The 13,059-nt window shown below is 59.5% G+C and carries 11 protein-coding genes; 2 read left to right on the top strand and 9 right to left on the bottom strand.

The window, feature by feature from the left end; translation table 11 throughout:
• Positions 1–104: 104 nt before the first annotated feature.
• From HMPREF2928_RS06175 to aspS, 7 genes are all read right to left on the bottom strand, one after another.
• Entirely contained in the window at positions 105–599 is a 495-nt protein-coding gene (locus HMPREF2928_RS06175) for a hypothetical protein (RefSeq protein ID WP_005508736.1), read from the bottom strand.
• Positions 599–1,036 (bottom strand): DUF948 domain-containing protein, encoded by a 438-nt coding sequence (locus HMPREF2928_RS06170; protein WP_049327226.1) that lies wholly within the window; start codon positions 1,034–1,036, stop codon positions 599–601. The genes HMPREF2928_RS06175 and HMPREF2928_RS06170 overlap by 1 nt, the downstream gene beginning before the upstream one ends.
• A gap of 306 nt (positions 1,037–1,342) precedes the next feature.
• Positions 1,343–1,975, bottom strand: coding sequence for a 30S ribosomal protein S4 (rpsD, locus tag HMPREF2928_RS06165; protein WP_005505914.1), 633 nt, complete (start codon positions 1,973–1,975; stop codon positions 1,343–1,345).
• 696 nt (positions 1,976–2,671) lie between these two features.
• Positions 2,672–4,201 (bottom strand): replication-associated recombination protein A, encoded by a 1,530-nt coding sequence (locus HMPREF2928_RS06160; protein ID WP_070687730.1) that lies wholly within the window; start codon positions 4,199–4,201, stop codon positions 2,672–2,674.
• Between the two features lie 183 nt (positions 4,202–4,384).
• Entirely contained in the window at positions 4,385–4,819 is a 435-nt protein-coding gene (gene dtd, locus HMPREF2928_RS06155; protein ID WP_049327228.1) for a D-aminoacyl-tRNA deacylase, read from the bottom strand.
• 106 nt (positions 4,820–4,925) lie between these two features.
• Positions 4,926–5,453: a P-loop NTPase family protein gene (locus HMPREF2928_RS06150; protein WP_070687728.1), complete on the bottom strand. Its 528-nt coding sequence runs from the start codon at positions 5,451–5,453 to the stop codon at positions 4,926–4,928.
• Between the two features lie 193 nt (positions 5,454–5,646).
• On the bottom strand, positions 5,647–7,419 hold the full coding sequence (gene aspS, locus HMPREF2928_RS06145; protein ID WP_044150411.1) for an aspartate--tRNA ligase: 1,773 nt from the start codon (positions 7,417–7,419) through the stop codon (positions 5,647–5,649).
• Between the two features lie 407 nt (positions 7,420–7,826).
• On the opposite strand from aspS, the gene HMPREF2928_RS06140 reads away from it, so the two are divergent.
• A complete protein-coding gene (locus HMPREF2928_RS06140) occupies positions 7,827–8,783 on the top strand; it encodes a DUF559 domain-containing protein (protein WP_246823574.1) in 957 nt (318 codons plus the stop codon).
• A 235-nt stretch (positions 8,784–9,018) separates the two neighbouring features.
• On the opposite strand, the gene hisS is transcribed toward HMPREF2928_RS06140, so the two are convergent.
• A complete protein-coding gene (gene hisS / locus HMPREF2928_RS06135) occupies positions 9,019–10,380 on the bottom strand; it encodes a histidine--tRNA ligase (RefSeq protein WP_049341928.1) in 1,362 nt (453 codons plus the stop codon).
• A gap of 304 nt (positions 10,381–10,684) precedes the next feature.
• Between hisS and HMPREF2928_RS06130 the strand changes: the two genes are divergently transcribed.
• Positions 10,685–11,953, top strand: coding sequence for a DUF349 domain-containing protein (locus HMPREF2928_RS06130; protein ID WP_070687727.1), 1,269 nt, complete (start codon positions 10,685–10,687; stop codon positions 11,951–11,953).
• A gap of 535 nt (positions 11,954–12,488) precedes the next feature.
• On the opposite strand, the gene HMPREF2928_RS06125 is transcribed toward HMPREF2928_RS06130, so the two are convergent.
• Positions 12,489–12,737 (bottom strand): hypothetical protein, encoded by a 249-nt coding sequence (locus HMPREF2928_RS06125; protein WP_070687726.1) that lies wholly within the window; start codon positions 12,735–12,737, stop codon positions 12,489–12,491.
• Positions 12,738–13,059 lie beyond the last annotated feature (322 nt).

Below are 13,059 nucleotides of genomic sequence, written 5' to 3'. Positions count from 1 at the left end.
TTCTAAATTAGTCTACTGACCTATGGTGCCTGTCCGAGAGCAAAATGGCTAATCGAGCCACCCTCGTACCGTGGTTAACGGACAAAAGCACCACCTTTAAAAACCTAGTTGAAGAAGCCGTCGCCGAGCTGACGGTCACGCGCAATACGCTGCTCACGCGCTCGCTTCTGAGCCTCTTCCAAGGAGGCAATCTCAGCCTCCACCTCAATGAGTTCACGCTCAGCCAGGCGGCGGTTCGTGGACTCAATCTCAGCCGAGCTCATCTGGCGGTCCCAGGTGTCCAGGGAGCCAGGACGCAGATCCTGCTTCTGGCGCTCCACCTTAGCGTTGAGCTCCATCTCCTTCTCCTGCATGCCTTCACGCACGCGGGCGGCGAACTCAACAGCACGCAACGCATACGGCTGCAGGGGCTTGCCAATCGGCGAATCGAAGAACTTTCCCATCTGAGACTCCGGGTTGAGGGCAAGCTCACCGTGCTCACGCATGAGCAGGGCGCTGCCGGGGGTACGCTGAGCAGGTTCGGAGGCGGCACGCCTGGAAGCGAAGTAACCAACCGCCGCGCCGGCGCCGAGCAGAAGAGCTGAACGAAGCAGACCCATTAGTTCTCACCGCCTGCAGAGTAAGAGGACTGTGCCGAACCGTACTGACCGCCAGTGCTACCAGTGTTGGCGGTGCCGTGTGCATCGCCGGACTTACCGCCGCGGAACGCCTGACGCACACCGTACGAGAAGGACGCAACCTTAATCAGCGGCTGACCCACAGTCGAAGTCACCAGCGAGGACAGCGCAGAAACGTTCGCGGACGCATCCGAAACGTTCGAGGTGATGTCGTCAACCTTCTCCAGCTGCTCATTGGTGGTCACCACAGTACGGGTCACCTCTTCGATGAGAGGGCCGGTGCTCTGGTTCAGCGAACGAATCGTCACGATAAGCTCATCAAACACCTTGGTCAGGCGAATAATGGGTAGCGCAAGCAGAGCCACCAGAATCGCAAAAACTCCTGCTGCAATCAGGCCCGCAATATCTCCGCCGGTCATCTATAACCCCATTCCGCTCAATGCATGATGCTTATCAATAGTCGTACAAGGCTGGACGCCACCGTGGCGCGCAGCCGGATCGTGCATACAGTTCAGGACTGTATACACAGCTCAATCCCCTATTTTAGTCGAAAAATCCTTCAAGCGCCCCCTAAACTCTCATGAAACTCCCAGCGACGGAAGATTCACAGGTTCAGCGGCACCACTGCCCTGTAGTGTATATACCCCAAAAAACCCGCGCGTTAAACGGGAACAACCCGCCCCCACCGAACGGTGCAGGACGGGTTGCTTCTCGAAAAATCGAGATTATGCCAGACGCGAGTAGTACTCAACGACCAGCTGCTCGTCGCAGATCACGGGGATCTCTTCGCGCTTGGGCTTGCGCTCAAGCTTTGCGTGCAGCTTCTCGATCTCAACGTTCAGGTATGCGGGAACCTCGGGCAGAACTGCCTGGTGCTCGCCTGCAGCCGCAGCCTGGAAGGGGGTGGTCTTCTCAGCCTTGGGGTGAACGTGGATCAGCTGGCCGGGCTTGACGTGGAACGAGGGGCGGTCCACGCGAACGCCGTCAACCATGATGTGACGGTGAACAACCATCTGACGTGCCTGTGCAATGGTGCGGGCGAAGCCTGCACGCAGAACCAGAGCGTCGAGGCGGGTCTCGAGCAGCTCGACCATGTTCTTACCGGTCTGGCCCTCGGTACGCTTTGCCTCGAGGTATGCGCGGCGCATCTGTGCCTCGCGGATGTTGTACTGAGCGCGCAGACGCTGCTTTTCCTTCAGCTGGGTAGCGTAGTTGGAGTCAGCCTTCTTGCGGGCACGGCCGTGCTGGCCGGGGCCGTAAGGACGACGCTCGAGGTACTTTTCTGCCTTCGGGGTCAGTGCAATGCCCAGGGCACGGGACTGACGCACGGTACGGCGGGTGCGGTTGTGCTTAGCCACAATCTACCTTTCTATGTGAGGCTCCTGCACCCTCACGGATGGGGCCTCGGTCTGTTGAATACTGGCCTCCTCGGTTGACCCCGCCGAGATCCGTACGCGACCGATTCGGTCGTTGCTGTACGGCGGTGGGGCGGAGAGCTCGGGGCAGAGTACCCCGCAGCTACATTACTGACGCTCGCACAAATGCGGGCATAGTAATTGCCAGACCCGTCAAGCTTACCGGATGCACCCGGGCTTTACCAGCCTTTTGGGAAATCTTTGGTTCAAATCACTGTGCGTGTGGGTTTTTAATACTTACCCACACGACCCCACAGGAATTATTTATGCCCGTCAGAGCTATTTAGGTGCGACTTCCCCGAAAAATCGCGGCGCCGGGATGTTGGATTGTAATCATTTCGTTATTTTTAACCTGTGTCTTTATGGGAATAGCTTGAATCAGACCCCCATATCGCCTAGACTAGAAACCATAACAAGCTTGGCGTCCGCCCTTCCGGGAAGGCCGATAGTCAAGACGTCTATCACAACTCAAAACTCTGACGCGGTGCGCAGTACTACCGAGGTACTACGCACCGCTTTCTGTTTGCGCTCAGCCCTATACGGCTGTTTGCTCTATACGGTTGCTTTCCTGCCGAGGCGCGCCACTCCCCCGGTGGTCAGCACTCAGAGTAGTAGACGGCTCGATGGGAGCCACGTAAGCTAACGGGTCGTATCCTGCACCGGAGCCGCATCCAAAATACGGCGAATACGCTCACGACGCTCCGTCAACGTACGCTCAAAACCATGCTGCGTGGGCTCGTAGTAGACCGTACCGCGCAGAGTATCCGGCAGGTACTGCTGCGCCGCCACATGCCCCGGCTCATCATGCGCATACACATACCCCACGCCGTGACCAAACTGCTTAGCCCCCGCATAATGACCATCACGCAAATGCACCGGAACCTGACCGGCAGCACCCGCACGTACATCCGCAATCGCGCGGTTAATCGCGTTATACGCCGCATTCGACTTCGGCGCGAGCGCACAATAAATCACCGCCTGCGAGAGAATAATGCGCGCCTCCGGCATGCCCACCAGCGCCACCGACTGCGCCGCAGCCGTCGCCACCTGCAACGCCTGCGGATCAGCCAGACCAATATCCTCACTCGCCAAAATCATGATGCGGCGCGCCACGAAACGCGGATCCTCGCCGCCCTCCAACATGCGCGCCAAGTAGTGCACCGCGGCATCCGCATCAGAGCCGCGCATGGACTTAATGAAGGCGCTGACCACGTCATAATGCTGATCGCCCGAACGGTCGTAGCGGATCGCGGCGCGGTCCACCGCCTCCGTAGCATGTACCAGGGTGATGCGCACGGGCGCGGCAGGTTCCGGGTCCTTCTCCCCCGCTTCCCCCGCCGGGTCTTCTGAACCCTCGGCGGAAACGGCAGGTTCTACCGAAACCTGTTCAGCCTCGCTAAACGCAATCGCAGCTGCCGCCTCCAGCGAGGTCAGGGAGCGGCGAGCATCGCCTCCAGAAACCGCCGCGAGGTGGGCGCGCGCATCCGCATCAATAACCGCCGCACCGTCAAAACCGCGCGGATCAGCCAACGCACGATCAATCAGACGCTCAATATCGGACTGCTCCAGCGAATGAACCCGCAACAGCAGCGAGCGCGAGAGCAGCGGCGAAATAATGCTGAACGACGGGTTCTCCGTCGTAGCCGCCACCAGAATCACCCAGCGATTCTCCACGCCGGGCAGGAGCGCATCCTGCTGAGCCTTCGTAAAACGGTGAATCTCGTCCAGGAACAGCACGGTGGTCGTACCGTACATGTCGCGGTCGAGCAGCGCCTGATCCATGACCGCACGCACGTCCTTCACGCCCGCGGTAATCGCCGAAAGCTCCACGAACTTACGACCCGGCGCGCGCGCAATCACATGCGCCAGGGTGGTCTTACCCGTACCCGGAGGGCCGTACAAAATCACCGAGGACGGGCCAGCTGGCCCGGCGTTCTCCCCCGCCAACACGCGCAGAGGCGCACCCGGAGTCAGTAGATGCTCCTGGCCGAGGACCTCGTCAATCGTGCGCGGACGCATACGCACCGCCAACGGCGCACGAGATGCCGAACGGGCCGAATGCGCACGCGATACAGAGGCACGCGAGGAGGGCTCCTCAGCGGGCGCACCGATCAGGGTCACGCGGTCCCCGTCATCGGGCAACTCAAGATCAAAGAGGGAATCAGCCATAGTCTTACTCTATCGTTTCACAATCTGGAGGCGGGTACGGGTGTGGGTATACAGCTGCGGATTTAGCTCGCGGCGTGACACCACACGGGTTTTCGATAGGTTAGTGTCTTCGCCGTGGGTTTTAAACCCCGGGGCAAGGCTTTAAACCTCGGGACAATCCACTAACCTATCGAAAGCGCCGGCCTAGAGGGTCTCACTATCGAGAATCAGGGTCACCGGGCCGTCATTGACCAGCTCCACCTGCATGTCCGCACCGAACACGCCGGTCTCCACGTGCAGGCCACGCTCACGCAGCGCCTGAACATAGTCGTTGAACAGCGGCTCACTCACCGCGCCAGGAGCCGCTGCAGACCAGGAGGGGCGGCGGCCCTTCTTCGCATCCCCGTAGAGGGTGAACTGGCTGACCGCCAGCACGGGTGCGCCCTCATCAAGGAGGGATTTCTCCCCCTCCAGCAGGCGCAGGTTAGCGGTCTTATCGGCAAGCTTCGCAATCTGCGCCGCACCGTCACCGTGCGTGATACCGACCAGCACCAGGTAGCCGGGCTGCTCAATCGCGCCGACCGTCTCACCCGCCACGCGCACCGCCGCGCGGGTCACGCGCTGAATAACTACTCGCATCGTTCACCTTTCAACTTGGAGCCGGCCTTCACCGGGCTCATACATCTCTTTCGACACCACTCTCGGCGGCTGGTTTAGAGGAGCCGCAGTTCTAGAGGCAACGGTCTCAGAGCACGCCGCGCAGCTGCACGGCACGCAAAAACTGGTTCGCCGCCCGTGGAGTACGAAACTCAATAAAACGCTTCTGCAGATGCTGGCCACGAGCCTCCGCCAGCAACTCCCCCACGTGCGGGTAGCTCCTCCACGTGTACCGAATCATGTTGTCCGGGTCGTGCAGAATATTCTTCAGCGGCGGCTCCACATTATCAGCCCACAGCCTCTGACCCGTCACCGCACGACGCACCGTCCGGCGAACCACACGCCACATGACCACCGCACGGCTATAGCGTAGGTAAATCACCACATCCGCACGCTCCAGCAGGCGGCCACGCACCTGCGGATACTGCCACTCCGTAATCCACGCAGGTTGCTCAATGAGTGTCTGAACATCCGCCTCAAAACTAGGGCGCGGAGTCCAGTTCGGGCCCCAATGCAACGAGTCCATCTCCGTATGCGGAATGTCCAGGAGGCGCCCCAACCGCGCCGCGAACGTCGTCTTACCGCTACCGCTCGGGCCGGCAATCAGAATACGCATGCTCCCCTCCCCCTTTGGTTAGTACACAAATCGGCACGCACGCCAGTTGATACAAAAGGTGGGCTGCGACCCTGCACCAGCAGAATACACAGCCCACCCTCAACGGCGACCCCGGCACAACTCAACGCCCGCCGGGTCCACGCCGCACAGGCCCGCACCCCCTACGGGGCGCACGACCAAAGACTAGAGAAGATTACTCCTCGTCCTTCTTCTTCGGCTTGAAATCAACGCCAGCTTCCTTACGCTGCTCCGGAGTAATCGGAGCGGGTGCGGCGGTCAGCGGGTCGAAACCGTTACCGGTCTTCGGGAACGCAATAACCTCGCGGATCGAATCAACGCCAGCCAGCAGAGACACAATACGGTCCCAACCGAACGCAATACCACCCATGGGCGGTGCGCCGTACTTGAACGCATCCAGCAGGAAGCCGAACTTCTCCTGAGCCTCTTCCTCGCCAATGCCCATCACAGCGAATACGCGTTCCTGCACGTCACGGCGGTGAATACGGATCGAACCGCCACCAATCTCGTTACCGTTGCAGACAATGTCGTAAGCGTAGGCCAGGGCCGAACCCGGGTCGGTGTCGAAGGTGTCCATGAACTCGGGCTTCGGGGAGGTGAACGCGTGGTGCACAGCAGTCCACGCGGAGTGACCCAGAGCCACGTCACCGGACTCAGTAGCCTCAGCAGAAGACTCAAACATGGGAGCGTCAACAACCCACACGAAGGACCACTCGCCGTCCTTAATCAGGCCGGTACGGTGACCAATCTCAACACGAGCAGCACCCAGCAGCGCACGGGAAGCCTTAGCCTCACCAGCAGCGAAGAAGATGCAGTCGCCGGGCTTCGCGCCGGTAGCCTCAGCCAGGCCAGCACGCTCAGCGTCAGTAATGTTCTTAGCCACCGGGCCGGTCAGCTCGCCATCCTCCTGAATGAGAACGTAAGCCAGACCCTTAGCGCCGCGCTGCTTAGCCCATTCCTGCCAAGCGTCCAGGGTGCGGCGGGGCTGGGATGCGCCACCGGGCATCACCACGGCGCCCACGTAGGGAGCCTTGAACACGCGGAAAGTGGTGTCCTTGAAGTACTCGGTCAGCTCAGTCAGCTCCAGACCAAAACGCAGGTCAGGCTTGTCCGAACCGTACTTCTCCATCGCATCCTTGTAGGTCATGCGCTGAATCGGGCGGGGAACCTTCACATCAATCAGGTTCCACACAGCCTCAACGATGCGCTCGCCCAGCTCAATGATGTCTTCCTGATCAACGAACGAAGCCTCAATGTCCAGCTGAGTGAACTCGGGCTGACGGTCGGCGCGGAAATCCTCATCACGGTAGCAGCGGGCAATCTGGTAGTACTTCTCAATACCGCCCACCTGCAGCAGCTGCTTGAACAGCTGCGGGGACTGCGGCAGAGCATACCAAGAACCCGGAGCCAGACGAGCCGGCACCAGGAAGTCACGCGCACCCTCAGGGGTGGAACGGGTCAGGGTCGGGGTCTCAACCTCAATGTAGCCGTCCTCGGCCAGCAGGTTGCGTGCCGCACGGTTCGCGTCCGAACGCAGGCGCATGATGCGAGCCGGCTCCGGGCGGCGAAGATCCAGGTAGCGGTAGCGCAGGCGCGCCTCCTCACCCACCTCAACGTGCTCGTCAATCTGGAAAGGCAGCGGAGCGGCAGTGTTCAGCACCTCAACGGCGGACACCTCAACCTCAATCTCACCGGTAGCCAGGTTCGGGTTCTCATTACCCTCCGGGCGCTTAGTCACCAGACCGGTCACACGCAGCACATACTCGTTGCGCAGGTGCTCAAAATCAGCCTCATTGTGGAAAACACACTGGGTGACACCCTCACGGTCACGCAGGTCAACGAAAGCGACACCACCGTGGTCGCGGCGGCGAGCCACCCAACCGGTCAGGGTAACAGTCTCTCCAATATTTGCGGCGGTCAGCTCGCCGTTGGTGTGAGTGCGAAGCACAGACATTCCTTTCATAGCGGGCACCTCACGACTATAGACAGTAGCCGGGTACACGCGGTTGATGATATGCGCACACTGCGTGCGCCTCATATATTGTATCCCCTCCGGGCAGGTCGATGGCGGGTCGGGGCAAGTCAGGCACCAGAAAATGGGGTGCGGAGGCGGGATGCGGGTAGGGCGGCAGGTTCGTGGGTGTCTGCGGTCGATAGGTTAGTGTCTTCGCCATGGGTCTTTAACCCGGGGTGAAGGCATTAACCTATCGAAAAGCCACTACCCTATCGAAGTATTACCGGGGAATCCACTCCGCATGCCTGTGGACAAACACTTTTTCGGTAGAATCCGCGAAGTTATCCACAGATTTCACAAACAAGCCCCACAACCTCACACAGCCTGCCAGGATAAAGCCTATGAACACCGTAACTATTCCGTGGCAACGCGTCCCAAACGTACTACCGGCTACACCAGAAATTACCCGCGCCGCAGAACTGCACCCATTCGTGCTGAACTCCCAGATGCTCAACCTGCGAGGAATCGGGCCAAAACGCATTCGCAAGCTAGTGGCGGAAGGGTCTCTGCAACGTATCCAGCGAGGAGCCTATATTTACACCCGCGATGCCCAAGCGCTCACCCCCGAAGAGCGGCTCACGGTACGGTGCATCGCTGCTCAGATGATGGGTCTTCAAGGAATCTTCTCCCACACATCAGCCGCGGCGCTATGGGGACTTGATGTACTCTCTGTTCCCCAAATGATAAGCGTGTATAGCTGTAGTCATAGCACCTCTGACAAGGGAAGAATCACCCGGCATTACAGCGCCCCTGGCCCCGAGGAAGTCACCAGGTTGCCGGGCACATCCATCATGGTTACGACGGTGGCTCGCACGCTGCAGGATTGTGCTCGCAGCATGCCCTTTCGGGAGGCGGTGGTCCTCGCTGACTCCATCATGCGGCGGAAACTCTTGGAACCCCACGAGGTGACTGAGATTCTACTGAACCTCACCGGGTACGGCGGCTCCGCCGGGCCTCTCCTGGCGCAGGCGGTGGATGCATCCAGCGAGTCGGCTGGTGAAAGCCTCACCCGGTGCCTACTCATGGAGCACAGGCTGCCCCTCCCCGTAACGCAGTACCCGATTTCATGCGAAGGCCGTAACTATCGAGTGGACTTCACCTGGCCCGAGGCGCGCGTCATTCTCGAGTTCGACGGCGAACAGAAATACGTGGACCACCCCGGCAGGGACCGCTACGAAGCCACCCGCGACCGTGCTCTAACCCGCGCCGGCTGGACGGTCGTACACCTCACATGGGCTGACATCTTTCAAAAAGAGCGGGAAGTCATCACCCACTTGCGGAAACTACTCTTGAGATAAAGCGAGGAAACGCCTCAGTCGATAGGTTAGCGCCTTCACCCCGGGTTAAAGACCCACGGCGAAGACACTAACCTATCGAAAATCTGGGCTCACACAAAAGACCCGCCCGGCAGGGAGGTCAACATCCTCCCCACCAGGCGGGTACACATCCATATGCAGGCTACAGTAACCAAATTATTACAGCAGCCAGATAATACTGCAACCAAACACCGCAGGCATTACAGGCCCCTAATGTTTACAGGCCCTCAGCACGTACAATCTGAACGTGCAGATCCTCAGCCGGCGGCATCCACGAAGCCGGATCAGCAGCAACCTGCTCACCCGAACGGATATCCTTCACCTCGTGAACCGGGGCACCCGACTCATCCGACGAAATAAACCACACGAACGGAATGCCGCGCTTCTCAGCGTACTTAATCTGCTTACCGAACTTCGCCGCATTCGCGGACACCTCACAGGCAATACCGCGGGCACGCAGCGCATCCGCAACATCATTCGCAGCGGACCAGCCCTCATCATTCGTCAGGGCAACAAACACAGCCGAAGGCACCTTACGGCTCGCCTGCGCAAAACCCTGCGACAGAATACGAGCCACCACACGAGTCACACCAATAGACAGGCCAACACCCGGGTACGTCTTCTTACCGTTCGACGCCAGCGACTCATAGCGGCCACCCGAGCAAATCGAACCCAGCGACTCGTGACCAACCAGAACAGTCTCATACACGGTGCCGGTGTAGTAGTCCAAGCCGCGAGCAATCGACAGGTCAGCCAGCACCTTACCCGGCGCACGGCGGGATGCCTCCTCAATGACCTCAGCCAGCTCAGCAAGACCCTGATCCAGCAGCTCGTGCTCCACCGAATACTTCGCGGCAAGCGCACGCACCTGCTCCACAAAAGAAGCATCCTCAGTGCGGATCTGCGCCAGCTCCAGGGCGGCAGCGGCAGCATCCGCGCTCGCACCAGCCTCAGCCTGCAGCTCCTCAGCCACACGCTCAGCGCCGATCTTCTCCAGCTTGTCAATAGAACGCAGAACAGCCGCAGTATCAGTCAAACCCAGGCCCAGGTAGAAACCCTCAGCCAGCTTGCGGTTATTCACACGCAGCTTGAACTCAGGAATCGGTAGCTTCGACAGCGCATCAACAACAACCAGCGCCAAGGTCACGTCGTAACGGAACGGCAGCTCGCCGTCGCCAACCACGTCAATATCAGCCTGAGTGAACTCGCGGGCACGACCCTCCTGCGGACGCTCACCACGCCACACCTTCTGAATCTGGTAACGCGAGAACGGGAAATTCAGGTAACCGGCGTTCTCCACCACATAACGGGCAAACGGCACAGTCAGGTCAAAGTGCAGAGCCAGCTTTTCCTTAGCCTTAGCAGCCTCGTCCTCCTGCAGGCGAGAAATTGCGTAAACTTCCTTGTCAATCTCACCCTTGCGCAGCAGCTGCTCAATAGTCTCTACCGAACGAGTCTCAATCGGGGAGAAACCGTGCAACTCAAAAGTCTCACGCAAAGTGTCCAGAACATGATTCTCAACCAACCGCTCAGCCGGAAGATACTCGGGAAAACCAGACAGCGAAGCCTTGCGAGCCATAACGCGATACTCCTTGACAAAGAACTCGACAACAAAACCCCCGGAACACCTCCGGGCATATCTACCCATCATACCAACACCCACCCCAGCACAGCACCCACTCCCCCAGCGCACCCGACACAAACCCGCACAAACCCGCGGCCGGCAGGTTCGCCCACAACACAACACGACCAGACACTACTCACACACACCCCACAGAGGCTATGCTTAGGAGGTGCACACGCACACCCAAACGGGTGCCCACCACGGGGAACAGCGCAAAGGCGCCCCACCCCCAGCACCCCCGAGTGAAAGAGTTATAGCGGTGACTACCAAACCCGACGACACTGTAAACCTCGAAAAGGCACGCCAGTACGGCCGCGTCTCCGAGGACGGCCACGTCTTCGTCATTGTCGACGGCGAAGAATACGCCGTAGGCCAGCTGCCCGGCGCCTCCGAAGAAGAAGCGCTCAGCTACTTCGCCCGCAAGTTTGAAAACGTCGAGGCGCAGGTTGCCCTGCTCGAATCCCGCCTCGCCAACAACGCCCCCGCCGCAGACCTGCAGAAGGGCATCACCTCCATCGGCGCGCAGATTGGTGTGCGCAACATGGTCGGTGACTACTCCGGCCTGCAGAAGCGCCTCGTCTCCCTCGCAGAGCAGATCGCTGAACTCGGCGAAAAGCAGCAGCAGGCACGCACCGAAAACCGTGAACGCGCCCTCGCCGTCCGCGAAGAAATCGTCGCGGAAGCCGAGCAGATTGCCGGTCAGGACCCCGACCAGATCCACTGGAAGAACTCCCACTCCCGCATGAACGAACTGTTCGAAGCGTGGAAGAAGGCACAGCGCGAAATTCACCTGGCGAAGAGCGTAGAGGACGAGCTGTGGAAGCGTTTCCGTGCAGCCCGCACCACCTTCGACCGCAACCGCCGCGCACACTTCTCGCAGCTGGACGACCGCAACGCACGCATCAAGCGCGCCAAGGAAGAGCTGATTGCACGTGCGGAAGAGCTGTCCACTTCGACTGACTGGTCTGAGACTTCCCGCGTATACGGCGACCTGATGCGCGCCTGGAAGCAGGTACCCCGCGGCCACCGTCGCGAAGACGACAAGCTGTGGGCACGCTTCCGCGCGGCACAGGACGTGTTCTTCAACGCCCGCAACGAAGCCGAAGCAGCGCAGGACGCAGTCTACGCCGAAAACCTCAAGGTCAAGGAAGCACTGCTCGAAGAAGCACGCGCACTCCTGCCCGTCGAAGACATTGAGGGCGCGAAGGCAGCCTTCGAGAAGATCCTGGACCGCTGGGATGCGGCAGGCCGCGTGCCCCGCAACGACCTGCGCCGCGTCGACGGCGAGCTGCGCCGTATTCAGGACGAAATCAACGGCGCCGAAGAGGCAAAGTGGAAGCGCAACGACCCCGCCAAGGCGGCACGCGCGAACTCCCTGCTCGCACAGATCGAGGACTCCCTCGCCGAGCTGGAAGCAGAGCTCGCAGCAGCTGAAAAGGGCGGCGACTCCAAGAAGATCGCCAAGGCTAAGGAAGCTCTGGAGGCGCGCCGCGCCTGGGCAGCAACCCTGCAGGGCTTCGGCAACTAGGGTCTAGCCGACGGTCTAATTAACGCCGAGAAGCCACATGTGTTTCGAAAAGCCACCATTATCGTGGCTTCTCGAAACACATGTGGCTTCTGCGTGTCTGCGGGGGTTATATTCGCGCCTCCCACCCTATGCAGATGGAGGGCGCACCGGGTTCATGGATTTTCGATAGGTTAGTGACTTTAATGCGGGTTAAAGACCCACGGTGAAGACACTAACCTATCGAAAATCTCTGTCTAAAAAGCAGGCGGCCCCGGATGCGCCAGGTAGGCGAGAGCCGGTTATGGTTTAGGTTTTTCGGTAATGGGTTAGTGACTTTGGGCTGGGGTTTTAACCATCACTAAAGACGCTAAGTCATGACTGAAATTGCTAGGTCATGACCGGATTTTCACCGGTGCTGAGGCCCCGCCTCTGCAGAATTTGTGCCATGGTTTAGTGTCTTCGACTATGGTTTTTAACTACGACCAAAGACACTAACCTATGGCACAAATCCGCAACTCATGACCGGATCCCCATCTGTGACAGGTGGGCGGGTGGGCTACACGGCGAGCACGTACATGTCGCGGAGTGCCTCTTCCGCCTCGTCGAGGGCGTATCCGCTCTGGCAGAGCGCATCGCAGCCGTTACCGTAACGGAGGCCGGCAAGGAACTCGCGGTCGGTCACCTCCGGCAGGTACACCATGAGGTATTCGCCGTTGTCAGTGAAGAAGTCGTCAATGTTGGCGGCGTCCTGACCGGAGTAGAAGGCGCGGAAGTCTTCGTCATTGTAGTAACCAACCGTGTACATGATGGGCTCCTTTGGTCGCTCGGCGGAGGGGGGTGAGAACGCGTCGTTGTTCTCTACTACCAAGGTACGGGGCACCCCTGACAAGATAAGGGGCTGCGCTGCCCCGCCCCGGAGAAAAGCCAGAAAAAATATTGTGTGACGAGGGGTTTTCTGGAGGCGCACTCCCCCGCCTATACACATCACACAGAAAATTCGGTCATAGGTTACGGACTTCTGCCATGGTTTTTAACTACGACAGAAGTTGCTAACCTATGGTCGAAATTAGCGCCGGGTGGATTACGTGGCGGGTAACTGGCTGTTTCGATAGGTTAGTGTCTTCACT

Source organism: Rothia sp. HMSC072B04 (genome assembly GCF_001813725.1).
GTDB lineage: Bacteria > Actinomycetota > Actinomycetes > Actinomycetales > Micrococcaceae > Rothia > Rothia mucilaginosa.
The sequence above is the reverse complement of the archived record's forward strand: the minus strand, read 5'-3'. Positions and strand labels throughout refer to the sequence as shown.